Source organism: Coriobacteriia bacterium (genome assembly GCA_034370385.1).
Classification (GTDB): Bacteria; Actinomycetota; Coriobacteriia; order Anaerosomatales; family PHET01; genus JAXMKZ01.
Genome location: JAXMKZ010000011.1, coordinates 43,475 through 57,697 on the forward strand (window position 1 = coordinate 43,475; position 14,223 = coordinate 57,697).

Consider the following 14,223-nt stretch of genomic DNA (forward strand, 5'->3'; position numbering starts at 1 on the left):
CTATTCCTCCCGAGAACTGGGTTCGGACGCTGCCGAGTATATAGCACCGAGCGCGCCGAGGGCGGCACTCGTCACAGACTCTCCATAGCCAACCGGAAGCGCGACCTCATGCTTGTGGTCGAGGAAGACCGCTCCCAGGGCCGCCAGCCGACCACGCTGCTCGTCATCAAGGTCGATCGGCGCGAGCACGATGCGGTTGCGCACAAGAGAGATGCTGGTGATACCGACGTCTGACGCGATCGCCTTCATCCGAGCGATGTCCACGAGGTTGCGCGTCACCTCGGGGAGGGCTCCATGGACCTCGATGAGTTCGGCCGCCACCGCGTCGACAGCCTCGATCGCGGGTGCGCCTGCCAGTCGGCGATAGGCGCGGACGCGCTCGTCGACGTCGGCGAGGTACACCTCGGGGATGAAAGCGGGCACCGGCAGGTCGACCCGGATGTCGGGGAACGCCACCATCGGCTCGCCGCGCGCCTCCGACACCGCCTCCATGAGCATCTGTGCGAAGAGGTCGAAGCCGACGGCTGAAAGGTTGCCGTGCTGCTCGGCGCCAATGAGTGAGCCGGCTCCGCGAATCTCCAAGTCGCGCATGGCGATCTTGATGCCGCTACCCAGATCGTCGTGCTCCTTGATCGCCATGAGCCGCTCGACGGCCTGCTCGGTGAGTCCACCCTCGCGCGGGAAGAGAAAGAACGCGTAGGCCTTGACGTGACTACGTCCTACGCGTCCTTTGAGCTGGTAGAGCTGCGCAAGACCAAGCCGCTGCGAGTCTTCGATGATGAGCGTGTTGGAGTGCGGGTTGTCGATGCCCGACTCGATGATGGTGGTGGCCACGAGCACATCGGCCTCGTTGGCCGCAAACTGCTCCATGACCGACTCAAGCTGTTTCTCGGACAGCTGTCCGTGGGCCACGGCGATGCGTGCCTCCGGGGCAGCCCTGCGCACGCGCTCGACGGCGTCATCGATGGTCCGCACCCGGTTGGACACGTAGTAGACCTGCCCGCCGCGCTCGAGCTCGCGACGGATCGCGCCTGAGACAACATCCTCGTCCCACTCGCCCACGTGAACGGTCACCGGGAATCGATTGGGCGGCGGCGTGTCGATGACGCTCATGTCGCGCACACCCGACAGCGACATCTGCAGCGTGCGCGGAATCGGCGTGGCACTCATCGCGAGCACGTCGACCTGCTCGCGCAGGTTGGTGAGGTGCTCCTTGTGCTCGACGCCGAAGCGCTGCTCCTCGTCGATGACGATCAGCCCCAGGTCCTTGGGCGCGACGTCGCGGGACAGCAGGCGATGCGTTCCCACGAGCACGTCAACCCGACCGTCCGCGAAGCCTTCAAGCGCGGCTTTCTGCTGAACGTCACTGCGAAAGCGGCTCAGGACTTCAACCGTCAGACCGAAGGGGGCGAACCGCTCACTGAAGTTCGTGAAGTGCTGCTGGGCGAGGATCGTGGTGGGGCACAGCACCATGACCTGCTTGCCGTCCTGGGCCGACTTGAAGGCAGCGCGAATGGCCACCTCCGTCTTGCCGTAGCCGACATCTCCGCAGATCAACCGGTCCATCGGCTTGTCGGACTCCATGTCCGATTTCACATCAGCGATGGCCGCAAGCTGGTCCGGCGTCTCCACGTAGGGGAACATCGCCTCCATCTCGAACTGCCACGGCGTATCCGCGCCGTAGGCGTGCCCGGTGACCGTGGAGCGGCGGGCATAGAGGTCGACGAGGTCAAAGGCAAGCTGGCGAACCGCTTTGCGTGCCTTGCCCGTCGCGCGGCTCCAGTCGGCGGTGTTGAGTCGCGTCACGCGCGGGGCCGCGCCGTCGGGGCCGACGTACTTGGTCACGCGGTCGATCTGGTCCACCGGCACGAAGAGCCGGTCGCCCTTGGCGTACTCCAGCAGCAGGTAGTCGCGCTCGGCACCGAGGACCTCTTGGCGGATCACCTCGCGGAAGAGCGCGATGCCGTGCGTGGCGTGAACGACATAGTCACCCGGGGCGAAGGCGAAGGTGACTTTGGTCGGGTCGATCTCGCGGCGCCGCCTGCGCGCCATCGAACGCGGATAGACATCATCGATACTCACGACTGCCACGCGGGCGTCGGGAACCACGAAACCGGCAGGCACATCGACATCCGACAGCAGCACCGTGCCCGGAACCCACGACTTGGCCTGCCCGTCCTCATCAGCATCGGCGGCACGATCGCGAAGCTCGGCCACTGCGACGCCTGACTCAACCAGCAGGTCGCCCACCCGACGGCGTGTGCGACGGTCCGGTATCGCCACCGACACCCGGTTGCCTGCAGCAAGCAGCGAGCGGACGCCGCCGACGAAGCGCTCCTCCCCGCCGGAGACCTCCGGCCTTCGGGCGACGAGATCGCCGTCCACACCGCTGCCTGCACGCATGAGCGAGAGCAGCGTCAGTCTCTGCCTGTCGCCGAAATCGAGCTGTGCGGGCGCGAGGTAGAGACCCTCGAGCGCCGTGACATTGGGGGCCATCGAGCGATAGCCGACGCTCTTCGCCGCGACTTCGAGCTCCTCGCGCCGACGGACGGTATCGTCGAACAGCGCACGGGGTTCCGCGACGACGACCAACGTATCCACGCCAAGGTACTCGGTGGGACTCGCAGCGCGCTTGTAGAGCAGGGGCAAGTACCGCTCGACGCCGGTGAAGAACACGCCCTGGGCCAGCAACTCGAGCTCATGAGCTATCAGCGGGTCCTTGAGAGCTCGCTCGCGCAGGGCATTCTCGGCGGCCTCCGCCCCCCGCTTGGACAGCACGAGTTCGCGGCACGGGAAGATCTCGCTCGAGATGCTATCGCCGATTGCCTGGCCGGTACCCGGCACGTAGCGCCTCAGTGAATCCACCTCGTCGCCGTAGAGCTCGGCGCGCACCGGATGCTGGCTGCCTGCCGGGAACACATCGAGCGTGCCCCCCCTGACCGCGAACAGACCCGGCTCGTCGGCGGACTCGACACGTTCATAGCCCATGCGCGCGAGCGACTCAGCGGTCTCGGTGAGGTCCAGCTGCCCTCCAGCGACGAGCGTCAGGGGGTCATACACGCAGCTCCCATGGGGCGCAACCGCTCGCAGAAGCGAACGCGCTGCCGCAACCACGACGACCGCGCGTCCCTTGTCCAGCGCGTGCAGTACACGGGCACGCTGGCCCACCTCTTCGTGGTCAGGAGTCGCACCCGACCACGGCGTGTCCGAGCGGTCGGGGAAGAGCAACACGTGCTCGCGCCCCAGAAACGCCGCCGTGTGACGCGCGAAGCGCTCCGCCGACTCGCTGCCGGCCAGAACCACGAGCATCGGACGCGGGTGACGCGTGAACATCGAGGCGACGACGGCTGGGCGCACCAGTCCGGGCACGGCGAGTGTCGCGTCGGCCCCTGCGTCCAGAAGGGTGGCGATCTTGGCGACGGACTCCGCTGAGGAGAACGCGTCCGAGAGGTGGTCGATGAGCATCAGGCGGGCGCTCCCAGCTTGAGCCGAACAGCACGAAAGCCCGCGAAACGCCCGGGGTGCGAAGTGCACCGCCGACCGCAGCGGGGGACGGTCAGAGTATGCCCGTGGCGAGCGGCGGTCAACACATCGCCAACACCTCGCCGTCGCCGGCGCGCGGGAATCAGCGGACCACGAGATCGAAACGGCTCCCGAAGGTGGCTGCGAGCGAGACGGAATCCAACACCGTTGTCAGCGCAGCGGGCGACCCTCCCCCTTCCGGAGTACGACACGTCTGGAGTACCCAGCGGCGCACGCCCTCGCGTTCGAGTTCGGCCGCCATCCGCTCGAGCACGCCCTCAGCCAGAAGCTGCGTCGCGACGGTCGTGCGAGCTTCAAAGGTCGTGCCACTGGCCACCAGTCGCCGCAGCGATGCCAGCGCGCCCGTGCCCGAGTCGGCGACGCCGGTGACCAACGCGTACTCGTCGAAGGGGGCCTTCACGTCAAAGCCGACCCAATCCGCACGGGTGAGCGCCGCGGCGAAACGCTCCGGGTCTGCCCCACCGGAGTGCAGCCCGACGGCGAAACCCATCGTCTTGACCTGCGTCATCCACCCGGGCAACGCGTGGGTCATCGTGGGCTCCCCACCACTGAACACCACGGCGTCAAGCAGGCCCGCGCGCGTCTCGAGGAAGGCCACAAACTCGCTCCACACCACATCGTCCCCTGCACCCACCGTGCTCTGCAGGTGGGCGTTGTGGCAGTACGAACAGGCCCACGGGCATCCGCGCAGAAACACGGTTGCCGCGAGTTGACCGGGCCAATCGACGGTGGACAGCGGCACGAAGCCGCCCACGCGCCCGCTAGTTGGCGAGCTCACCAGACTCGACGAAGCAGACGCGCTCCGCGTACTCGCCCTGCTTGCCCTGATTGAACGAGACGACCGGGCGGTGATAGCCCATCACGCGCGTCCAGACCTCGCAGGGCTGGCGCTCCTCGTCGGACAGCGCGATCTTGAGCATCTCGATCTCGGTCAGTGTGGTCTTCTCTGCAGCCATGATGGTCTCCTTCGACTAGGCGCAGCAGGCTTCGGCCTGCTTCTTGGCGATCGCCTCGGCGTCGCACTTCGGGCAGAACCGGTGCTCGCCGTCGAGATACCCATGAGTCGGGCAGATCGAGAACGTCGGCGAGACCGTGATGTAGGGCAGACGGAAGCCCTCGAGCGAGCGGCGAACGAGCTTCTTGCATGCCTCGACCGAGCTCACGCGCTCGCCGAGGTACAGGTGGAGCACGGTGCCGCCGGTGTACTTGCGCTGGAGCGGCTCCTGGCGCCTGAGCGCCTCGAACGGATCGCTCGTGAAGCCGGCGGGCAGCTGGCTCGAGTTGGTGTAGTAGGGGTTCTCGGGCGTTCCCGCCTGCAGAATCGCGTCCCCGAACCGCTTCTTGTCCTCGCGCGCGAATCGGTAGGTCGTGCCCTCCGCGGGAGTGGCCTCGAGGTTGTAGAGATGTCCGGTCTCCTCCTGGAAGGCGATGATGCGCTCCCGGACATGATCGAGGAAAGCCACCGCGAACTGCTCGCCGGCTTCGGTCGTGATGTCATCGGTGTCGCCCGTGAAGTTGCGGATCATCTCGTTGATGCCATTCACGCCGATGGTCGAGAAGTGGTTGCGCAGGGTGCCCAGGTAGCGCTTCGTGTACGGGAAGAGCCCGTTGTCGATGTGCTGCTGGATGACCTTGCGCTTGAGCTCGAGCGAGGTGCGGCTGTGCTCGAGAAGCCGGTCGAGCGCTCCGTAGAGCGCCGCCGCATCGCCCTCGTAGAGGTGCCCGAGACGCGCGCAGTTGATCGTGACCACCCCGAGCGAGCCGGTCTGCTCGGCGCTGCCGAACAGGCCGTTGCCGCGCTTGAGCAGCTCTGACAGATCGAGCTGGAGACGGCAACACATGGAGCGCACCATGTTGGGCGACAGCTCCGAGTTCAGGAAGTTCTGGAAGTACGGCAGGCCGTACTTCGCCGTCATCTCGAAGAGAAGGTCGGCGTTCTCGCTCTCCCAGGGAAAGTCGGGCGTGATGTTGTAGGTGGGAATCGGAAAGGTGAAGACGCGCCCCTTGGCGTCGCCTTCGGTCATGACCTCGATGTAAGCGCGGTTGATCATGTCCATCTCGCGCTGCAACTCGCCGTAGGTGAAGTCGCAGACCGTACCCCCAATGACCGGGTACTCGTCCTTGAGGTCGTCGGGGCACGTCCAGTCAAACGTCAGGTTCGTGAACGGGGTCTGGGTGCCCCAGCGCGACGGCACGTTGAGGTTGTAAACGAGCTCCTGGATCGACTGGCGCACGTTGTCGTAGCTGAGGTCGTCCAAGCGGATGAACGGCGCGAGGTAGGTATCGAACGAGCTGAACGCCTGCGCGCCCGCCCATTCGTTCTGCAGCGTGCCGAGGAAGTTCACGATCTGGCCGACCGCGCTCGACAGGTGCTTCGGCGGCGCCGACTCGACCTTGCCGGGCACACCGTTGAGGCCCTCGGTGATGAGCGTGCGCAGCGACCAGCCGGCGCAGTAGCCCGCGAGCATGTCCAGATCGTGGATGTGCAGGTCACCGTCGCGATGTGCGCGACCGACTTCGGACGGATACACGTGCGACAGCCAGTAGTTGGCGATGACCTTGCCCGAGACATTCAAGATCAGCCCGCCCAGCGAGTAGCCCTGGTTCGCGTTGGCGTTCACGCGCCAGTCGGCGCGATCGAGATACTCGTTGACGCTCGTCTCGACGTTGACGACGGTCTTCTTGTCCTCGCGGAAACGAGCGCGCTGCTCGCGATAGACGATGTAGGCACGCGCGGTGGCGAAGTGGTTCGCGCTGATGAGCACCTGCTCGACGACATCCTGGATCTGCTCGATGTCAGGCTCACGGTCGCCGAATCGGTGCTTCATGACCTTGATCGCCTGGGCAGTGAGCAGCAGCGCCTCAGTTGCGTCGTACTCGCCCGAGGCAATGCCGGCCCGCTCGACCGCCGAGCGAATCTTCTCCGCGTCGAAGTCAACGCGTTCGCCCTCGCGCTTGATGACGCCTGACGGTGCCGAACGGATGACTTCCTCCGCCACTACTGCCCCTCTCGATGCTTCTGTGAACCCCCATATATTGTGGTGCGTGAAACATTACCACAACATCTGGGGGCATCGTGACGGAATCCTGATGAGCGGCAAGGTGCCGGGCGCCGGGCGGCCGACTGCCATCCGACGAGCGGCGCAGGTGGCTCGCAGGGTCCGGCGCTGGTACAGTTGAGCGCGGTGCGACCCGCCGAAAGGGGACGGTGCCATGCGTGCAGCAGGGGGGTTCCGCAGGCTTCTGATCGTGATCGTCGCATCGGTGCTGGCGACGCTCGCATTGAGTGCATTCGCGAACACGGCGGCGATTCCGGTGAGTCGCGACTTCGCGGGCGTCGATGAGCTGCAGCTCAACGGCGGCACGCTGACGCTCAAGTCGGGTCCCGCCAATCGCCTGACGGCTGACGTCCCGCTCACGAGGTGGCCCCTGATGATGATCCGCGTGACGGACGGTCACTTCGCCGAGCTCGGTGGATTCGATGATGCCGACCCCCGCGTGTTGCTCGCGGGTCTGCTCCCGTCCGACGCGCTGCCGGCGGCGATGAGCGGCGTCACGTGGACGCTGGAGTCCGACACGCTCGAGTCAGTGACCGTGGCCGGCGGGACGCTCGTGACAGACGGGTACGAGGCGGAGCGGCTCGTCATATATGGCATCGCCGGCGACGCGCGGCTCGAGGGCCTCGACCTGAAGTTGCTCGCGGGCAACTTCCAGGCGGGCTCGACGTTGACCGCCAGCGGGCGAGTCGACGTCTACTCTGCGCTCGAGACGGCAGGTGGCGTCATCGACACGAGCCGGCTCAAGATCGGCAATCGCGACCCCGGCCCGATAACCGACATCTTGGAGGCGCAATGACCGCTCACGACCTCTCAGCCCGCGCGGCCGAACGCCTCGAAGCGCTGTGCAGCACACATCCCGACCGCCACGTGGGCGGACCCGGCGTCGCAGCCGCGAACGAGCTGTTCGCGCGCGAAGCACAGGCAGCAGGGTTCGGGGTCGAACGCCTCCCCTTCGACTGCGTCGACTGGGAGTCCGGCTCCGCATCGCTGCGGTTGGCGGACGGGCGAGACCTGGCGCTCCACGTCGGCCCGTACTCACCTCCGTACCGCGGCGAAGCGCCGCTCGTGACGTGCTCCCGTGTCGAGGAGCTTGAGGCACTCGACGCACCGGGCTCGATCCTGCTGCTTCATGGCGCCATCGCCGAGGAGCAGCTCACTCCTCGCCACTACCCCTTCTACCAGATGGACTCGCACGTCCGGATCCTGGCCGCCATCGACCGAGCGCGTCCCGGCGCCGTCATCGCCGCCACCGACCGGACGCCCATGGCCGGCGCGCTCTACCCGTTCCCCCTGTTCGAGGACGCCGATCTCGGCTGGCCCTCGGCGTATCTCACCGACGTCGATGGCGCGCCGCTTGTGGCACACGATGGCGAGGTGGTCTCACTTGAAATCGACTCCCGTCAGGTGGCGGCCACCGGCGAGCAACTGGTGTGCAGCAGGGCCGGCACCGGCGGCGGACGGGTCTTGGTGAGCGCTCACATCGACAGTCGGCACGGGACTCCGGGTGCCTTGGACAACGCGACGGGGGTTTGCGTGCTGCTCGCCTTGGCCGACCTGCTCTCTGAGAGCGGATCGGCGCTCACCATCGAACTGGTCCCCTTCAACGGCGAGGACAACTTCGCGGCCTACGGAGAGATGGCCTATCTGGCCAAGCACGAGGACTCGCTGGGCGACGTCGTCCTTGCGATCAACATCGACGCGGCAGCACGGATCGGCGACGAGAGCGCGATCTCGTTCTACGGTTGCCCCGACCAGCTGGCAGCTACGGTGCGTGCCGTCGCGGCAGACGCGGAGCACATCGTTGAGGGGCCCGAGTGGCCGATGAGTGACCACATGGTGCTGGCGATGCGAGGTGTCCCGGCGATGGCGATCACCTCGACGGGGCTCTTCGACATCGAGGCCACGGTCGCGCATACCGCTGCCGATACGCCCGAACTGGCCAACCCTGAGATCATCGTGGCCACCGCGCGGTTCATCGCTTCGGTGATCGAGGCGCTTGCGTAGCAAATCGGGGTGCAATATTATTCACGCTATGAATGATTTTCATTCATACGCTGAAGAAGAGTTCCCTGTCGGCTATCGCCGTCGATGGTCAGCCGACGTCGTGCGCGCACGCGCCGAGGATTTCCCTGTGGTCGTCCTCACCGGACCGCGCCAGGTGGGCAAGTCCACCCTGCTGCGCCGCGAGCCCCCCTTCTGCGACTGGCATCAGGTCACGCTCGATGATTTCGATGCGCTGGCGGCTGCCCGCGAGGATCCGCACGCGTTGTGGGAGGGGCACGATGCCATCGTCTTAGACGAGGTCCAGAAAGCGCCCGGCGTCTTGAGCGCAGTCAAGGCCGCCGTCGACCGCGACTCCAGTCGTCGCTTCGTGCTCACAGGGTCGGCGAACCTGTTGCTGATGCAGCACGTGAGCGAGAGCCTCGCGGGACGCGCAAGCTACCTCGAACTCGGCCCTCTGACCCTGGGCGAATGGGAAGGCCGGCCTGCGCCGACGCTGCTTGAGCGCCTGCTGGATGGCGACGCGCCTACCGTCGACCACGATATGCGGCAGCCGGCAGACCTCTACGCGCTCGCGTATCGCGGCATGATGCCGCGCTTCCTGACACTTCCCGAGCGATCAGTCCCGGCGTGGTGGGACGGCTACGTCGCGACGTACCTCGAGCGGGACGTGCGGGCGATTGCACAAGTCAGTTCGCTGCCGGACTACCGCCGGGTGATGGAGGCGCTCGCCCTGCGCCAAGGGGCCGTGCTCAACCGGTCGGAGTTGGCTCGAGACGTCGGCGTCACCCAGCCCACGACGTACCGCTACATCGACCTGATGAAGACCACCGGCGCCGTACGCCTACTCGCCGCATTCTCCGGCAACCGGACGACCCGACTGGTGAAGTCGCCGAAGCCCTACCTGTTCGACAGCGGTCTGACCTCATTTCTCGCCGGCCATTACACGCTGGAATCACTGCGCGGCTCACGTGAAGCGGGCGTTGTGTTCGAAGGACTCGTCCTGCAGCACCTCGCCGCCCTCTGTCAGCTCATGACACCACCGCCTCGGCTGTACTACTGGCGCACGGTGGTGGGCGCCGAGGTCGATGTCGTGGTCGAGCGCGGGCGAGCTTGCCTAGGAATCGAGATCAGGGTTTCGTCGCGCGTCGGATTCGGCGACACCGCAGGTCTGCGCGCGTTCCTGCGTGACACGCCGAACGCTGTTGCCGGAGTCGTCGTGTACGGCGGGACGGAGACGCAGCAGCTGGGCGAGAAGCTCTTCGCCGTGCCGTGGACCGCGCTGGCAGGCTGAGCGACCCGGCCGACGGGTATCCTCTTTGGCGAAACCCGTCGCCGACGCCGAGGAGCGCCCTGTGAGCGCCGTCAAGCAGACTGCTGAACCCATCCCCGACCTGCCGCGCCTGGAGCGCGAGCGGCTGGCGCCGATGTATGCCGAGCGCCTCGAGGCCGAGTACGGAGACCCCCACGCCGCGCTCGAGTTCGCGAACCCGTATCAGCTGCTCATCGCTGTGATTCTGTCGGCACAGACGACCGATGTTGGCGTCAACAAGGCGACGCCTGCGCTGTTCGAACGCTACCCGTCCCCGGCCGACCTCGCTGGCGCCGACCAGGTCGACGTCGAGGGCTACGTGAAGACACTCGGCTTCTACCACCAGAAGGCGAAGAACATCATCGCCACGTGCCAACGCATCGTCGCCGAGTTCGACGGCAAAGTACCCGACACGATGGAGGGGCTGACCTCCCTACCGGGCGTCGCGCGAAAGACCGCCAATATCGTGCTGGGAGAGGCGTTCGGGAAAGTCGAGGGCATCGCCGTCGACACGCACGTGTTCAGGCTTGCCCACCGCTTCGGCCTGTCGACAGAGAAAGACACCGACAAGGTCGAACGGGACCTTATGGAGCTGTTTCCGCCGGATCACTGGCACCGGGTCAACTACGACCTCATCAACCACGGCCGTGCGATCTGCACCGCGAAGCGCCCCACCTGCGGCGCGTGCTTCCTCAACGACGTGTGCCCGACCGCATTCAAACCCGCGGGCTGGCGAGAGACGGCTTAGGTTCGCTGGCCACTCAGCGGGCTTCGCCAACCAGCGGCACACCAGTCAGACCCAGGTGGAAATCGGTCGACCAACACTCGCCCACACGGTGTGTCTCCATGAGGTGCAGGCCGAGTGCATCCGCCAGGGTCAGCTTCTGGTCCCCGAACCGACTCAGCACCGTGATAGCCGCCGTGCGCTCGTCGTGCCCCACCGCTGCGACGGTGAAAGGCATCGCATCGACCATGGAGAGAAACCTCATCGCATGACTTCTGTCGAAGCGACGCAAGAACCAGCCGTGTCCTTCGGCCACGACCAGCTCCGATGTAAGCAGCGCCGGCGGATCGGCGAACAGGTCCTTGAACCGACGGTGATGGCGGTCAGACGCGTCGGCGAACGCGATCAGCGCGGAGGTGTCGACGTAGGCCTCAGTCCTCATGCGCGTAAACCACGTCGTCGACGCTGTCGCTTGCAGCAGGGTCGCCCGAGTCCACCATGCCTGCGAACGCCATCCACGGCTGCAGGTCAGAAACGGGGAGGACCGCTTTGAGCGCACGTCGAAAATACTCGGCGAGCGAGATGCCCAACCGGGCCGCCTCGCGCTTCGCCGCGTCATAGTCCTCGCGCGACAGACTGATCTGAGTCCGTATCATGATAACAGTGTGTACTCTACTGTTATCATTGGCAAGCGCGACTCGATGGCTACCCGGCGGCCTCCACCTTGCGCTCCTCGCGCACCTGCGCGCCCGCGAGCTTCGTGAGCGAGCCGGTGTACTCGACGAGGTCCACCTCACAGCCCTCGCCCAGCGTGACGCGCCCTCCGCGTACGACCTTGGCCGTCGTCGCGATCAGCTCGAGCTCGTCGCCCTCGATCGTGGTGGCAACAAGGCGCCGGTCCGCGAATGCGGAGAAGATCGCGGTGATACCGTCGGGTGGGCGCAGGACCATTCGCTCGCAGCCGATCTCATTGACCGAACTACGCCCGTGCAGCCGTAGTTCGATGGAACCGGCGTTGAGCATGCCGTTGATCGCGAAGCGGCCTTCTCCGGTGAGCGTGTCGCTCTCCAGGTCGCCGCCCACGCGCATGTCTCCCTTCAACTCGACCGCATGGGCGGCCACGCCGCCGTCCACCGCGAGCGTCCCTGCCACCTTGAGGAGCCGGACGCCCATACCTGCGTGCACATCGGCCGAGCCATTCGCCCGGAACTCACCGGCCTGAACCGGCCCGTCGAACGTGCCAGCCCCGTTGACCGTGATCGTGTCGGCCTTCACCGAGCCCTGGCACTTGCCCACCCCGTTCACCGTCAGCTCGTTGCACGCGACGTCCCCCGTCACGGTCCCAGCGCCGTTGAGGACGATCGAGCCGTAGGTGCCCGCCCCGACCGTACCGTCTCCGTTGATTCGTGCGTCCGCCATGTTCTCAGCCATTGTCTCTCGCCTGGCCCTTCATCACTTCAACCGGGCGCCGAGCGCCTCGGTCCTCTCCTGTAGATTCATCCTCACCACGACCTTGGTCGCCGACTCAAGGCACATCTCGGCCGAGCTCGAGACGAGCAGCACGAAGGCCACGCCCATCTTGCGCGCCACGATCACATCGGCCTCACGCCCCTCGAAGCTGGGCAACCCCTCCTCCAGCGCGGCGAGGACCATGGCTCCCTCGTCGATGCTCACGTCTCCGGTCTTGAGCAGCCCGTCCACCACGAAGGCAGAGAGCAGCTCGCCGTAACGCAGCGCGGTCACGTCCGGATGGGCGGCGGCGAAGATGCGCGCCGCTGGCTCAGAGACCACGCCGTGCTGCACCGCCTCTTCAGCCGACAGGCTCACCCCCGAAAGATCCGGCGTCACCACGTCGGCGATGTCGTCAAGCGAGATGTCCTCGTCTTTCATCGACAGGATCCTCTCGACGCGAGCCACCATCTTGTCGCGCGGGAAGAACGTCTCCTGACCGGTGAACGTGGACTTCTTCACGAACCATTCCTCGGGGATGAGCCCTTTGCGCTTCCAGCGGTAGAGCTGGCCGTAGCTGATGCCGGTCTGCGCCAGCAGGTCCTTCTTCGAGATCAGGTCGGAATCCACGAATCACACCTCCTTGAACGAGAATCGGCTGCCCGTCATCGGCGACTACGCCGCGGGTGGAACCGGTCAAGGGGTTCATACCCCCTTTGATGGGAATATAACATCACATTGTTACGCTACGCAAGGGTGAATTGAGAGCCGCGTCGCAACACGTTCAGTTAGTTGCGGCCGCCGCAGGCCAAGAGCGACGTGAGACCTGCTCTGTCAGCCCGTGCGTGCCGGAAGTATCACCAGATCGAAGTAGAGTGCAGCGCCCAGGAGCACTGCTGCCGTCGGCACGGCGACCGCGGCCCAGAGGCGCTCACGACGAACGTACTCGGCGACGCTCACCCGATCGCTCACGCGACGCCACGCCAGCCCGTTTGCCCGCTTGGCGAACCACGCCATCATGGCCAGAGTCGCCACGATGACGAACAGCGCACCACCCACGGCGAACGCTCCCCTGCCGGTGGAGCGCAGGATGCTGTCGGCAAACAGCAGCAGCGGCAGAAAGATCGCTCCGGCCCACAGACCATGGGCGGGTCCCCAGACGGGGGGCAGCAGGAAGGCCGCGAGATTGAATCGCGGTAGCTGGGGAACGGGCTCCTCGCCCGTCAGCACGATACGTCCCGAGATGGCCTCCGCGGGATGTCCGGCGGCGCAGGTCCCGTTCGCAAGCCGCTCGACGATGCGATCACACAGCACGCAGTACCCCGCTGTTCGCAGGTGAAGGGTGCCGTCGGCGGGCGGTAGGTCGGTCACGATAGGATCACGGCGAGCGCCATAGCCACGAATACCGCCGGAAGAAGGTTGCCCACGGGGAGTCGCTTGATGCCCGTCAGATCGAGTCCGATTGCGGCGATGAGCGCTCCGCCGACCGCCTCGATTGCGGCTACGGTCTCGGGTGTCACTCCGGACAGCTGCGAAGCGGTCAGTGCGATTCCGCCCTGGATGATGAGGATGGGGATCACCGAAAGCCCCACGCCAGCCCCCAACGTGGATGCGAGCGCGATCGAGGCGAGGCCGTCGAGCATCGCCTTCAGGTAGAGCGTGGAGGGGTCGCCCAGTCCGTCTTGGATGGAACCGAGCACCGTCATCGCCCCGACACAGAACAGCAGCGACGCCGTGACAAAGCCCTCGACCAGCGTGTGGCCCTTTTCGCCGGGCTCGTCTGAGGCGGATTTCGCTGTCGGCGCCAGCCACGGCATGCGATACGAGAGGTCTTGGAGGCGGTGGCCGAAGCGCTCCAGCCAGTACTCGATGCGCAATGCTTCGCCGATCAGAGCGCCGATCACGAGCGACCCCACGAAGACGAGTGCCGAGTATCGGCCGAGCATGCCCGAGGCTTGGCCCATCTGGGTGAGACCGCCGATGCTCATGCCCAAGCCGATGACGATGACCGCAAGCCCGATGGCTCGGAAGGTCGTCTCCCGCATGCGCTCCGGAATCAGCCCACCGAACAGCAGACCGATGGCGGTCCCCACCAGCACGGCCACCACGTTCGCGATGACTCCCAGTCCGAACAA

14 protein-coding genes are annotated in these 14,223 nt (G+C 66.0%); 4 read left to right on the forward strand and 10 right to left on the reverse strand.

The window, feature by feature from the left end:
• The 4 genes from mfd to U1E26_03005 form a co-directional block, all read right to left on the reverse strand.
• Positions 1-3,465: a transcription-repair coupling factor gene (gene mfd / locus U1E26_02990; GenBank protein ID MDZ4168609.1), complete on the reverse strand. Its 3,465-nt coding sequence runs from the start codon at positions 3,463-3,465 to the stop codon at positions 1-3.
• A gap of 160 nt (positions 3,466-3,625) precedes the next feature.
• Positions 3,626-4,321: an anaerobic ribonucleoside-triphosphate reductase activating protein gene (locus tag U1E26_02995; GenBank protein ID MDZ4168610.1), complete on the reverse strand. Its 696-nt coding sequence runs from the start codon at positions 4,319-4,321 to the stop codon at positions 3,626-3,628.
• Positions 4,305-4,499 (reverse strand): anaerobic ribonucleoside-triphosphate reductase, encoded by a 195-nt coding sequence (gene nrdD / locus U1E26_03000; GenBank protein ID MDZ4168611.1) that lies wholly within the window; start codon positions 4,497-4,499, stop codon positions 4,305-4,307. The genes U1E26_02995 and nrdD overlap by 17 nt, the downstream gene beginning before the upstream one ends.
• A 15-nt stretch (positions 4,500-4,514) precedes the next feature.
• The gene (locus U1E26_03005) at positions 4,515-6,542 is read right to left on the reverse strand and encodes a ribonucleoside triphosphate reductase (protein MDZ4168612.1); all 2,028 of its coding nucleotides are present in this window, start codon (positions 6,540-6,542) and stop codon (positions 4,515-4,517) included.
• A 214-nt stretch (positions 6,543-6,756) separates the two neighbouring features.
• Between U1E26_03005 and U1E26_03010 the strand changes: the two genes are divergently transcribed.
• From U1E26_03010 to nth, 4 genes are all read left to right on the forward strand, one after another.
• Positions 6,757-7,398, forward strand: coding sequence for a hypothetical protein (locus tag U1E26_03010; GenBank protein ID MDZ4168613.1), 642 nt, complete (start codon positions 6,757-6,759; stop codon positions 7,396-7,398).
• Positions 7,395-8,606, forward strand: a complete 1,212-nt coding sequence (locus U1E26_03015) for a M28 family peptidase (GenBank protein MDZ4168614.1) — start codon at positions 7,395-7,397, stop codon at positions 8,604-8,606. Before U1E26_03010 ends, U1E26_03015 begins: the two co-directional genes overlap by 4 nt.
• A 127-nt stretch (positions 8,607-8,733) precedes the next feature.
• Positions 8,734-9,897 (forward strand): ATP-binding protein, encoded by a 1,164-nt coding sequence (locus tag U1E26_03020; protein MDZ4168615.1) that lies wholly within the window; start codon positions 8,734-8,736, stop codon positions 9,895-9,897.
• Positions 9,898-9,958: 61 nt separating this feature from the next.
• Positions 9,959-10,663, forward strand: coding sequence for an endonuclease III (nth, locus tag U1E26_03025; GenBank protein MDZ4168616.1), 705 nt, complete (start codon positions 9,959-9,961; stop codon positions 10,661-10,663).
• A 13-nt stretch (positions 10,664-10,676) separates the two neighbouring features.
• Here nth and U1E26_03030 read toward each other — a convergent pair whose 3' ends face one another.
• From U1E26_03030 to U1E26_03055, 6 genes are all read right to left on the reverse strand, one after another.
• Positions 10,677-11,081: a PIN domain-containing protein gene (locus U1E26_03030; protein ID MDZ4168617.1), complete on the reverse strand. Its 405-nt coding sequence runs from the start codon at positions 11,079-11,081 to the stop codon at positions 10,677-10,679.
• Positions 11,071-11,295, reverse strand: a complete 225-nt coding sequence (locus tag U1E26_03035) for a CopG family transcriptional regulator (GenBank protein ID MDZ4168618.1) — start codon at positions 11,293-11,295, stop codon at positions 11,071-11,073. The genes U1E26_03030 and U1E26_03035 overlap by 11 nt, the downstream gene beginning before the upstream one ends.
• Before the next feature lie 49 nt (positions 11,296-11,344).
• Complete coding sequence (locus U1E26_03040) at positions 11,345-12,070, reverse strand: polymer-forming cytoskeletal protein (GenBank protein MDZ4168619.1); 726 nt, start codon at positions 12,068-12,070, stop codon at positions 11,345-11,347.
• Positions 12,071-12,091: 21 nt separating this feature from the next.
• Positions 12,092-12,718 (reverse strand): YhbD family protein, encoded by a 627-nt coding sequence (locus U1E26_03045; protein MDZ4168620.1) that lies wholly within the window; start codon positions 12,716-12,718, stop codon positions 12,092-12,094.
• Between the two features lie 204 nt (positions 12,719-12,922).
• Positions 12,923-13,459, reverse strand: coding sequence for a viscotoxin-A3 (locus U1E26_03050; protein MDZ4168621.1), 537 nt, complete (start codon positions 13,457-13,459; stop codon positions 12,923-12,925).
• The gene (locus U1E26_03055) at positions 13,456-14,223 is read right to left on the reverse strand and encodes a DUF554 domain-containing protein (GenBank protein ID MDZ4168622.1); all 768 of its coding nucleotides are present in this window, start codon (positions 14,221-14,223) and stop codon (positions 13,456-13,458) included. The genes U1E26_03050 and U1E26_03055 overlap by 4 nt, the downstream gene beginning before the upstream one ends.

Bases quoted from the DNA above. Each gene is read 5' to 3' on its own strand.
- U1E26_03040 (MDZ4168619.1), bottom strand. From the start codon at position 12,070: ATGGCTGAGAACATGGCGGACGCACGAATCAACGGAGACGGTACGGTC.
- U1E26_03010 (MDZ4168613.1), top strand. From the start codon at position 6,757: ATGCGTGCAGCAGGGGGGTTCCGCAGGCTTCTGATCGTGATCGTCGCA.
- U1E26_03015 (MDZ4168614.1), top strand. From the start codon at position 7,395: ATGACCGCTCACGACCTCTCAGCCCGCGCGGCCGAACGCCTCGAAGCG.
- nrdD (MDZ4168611.1), bottom strand. From the start codon at position 4,499: ATGGCTGCAGAGAAGACCACACTGACCGAGATCGAGATGCTCAAGATC.
- mfd (MDZ4168609.1), bottom strand. From the start codon at position 3,465: ATGCTCATCGACCACCTCTCGGACGCGTTCTCCTCAGCGGAGTCCGTC.
- U1E26_03030 (MDZ4168617.1), bottom strand. From the start codon at position 11,081: ATGAGGACTGAGGCCTACGTCGACACCTCCGCGCTGATCGCGTTCGCC.
- U1E26_03035 (MDZ4168618.1), bottom strand. From the start codon at position 11,295: ATGATACGGACTCAGATCAGTCTGTCGCGCGAGGACTATGACGCGGCG.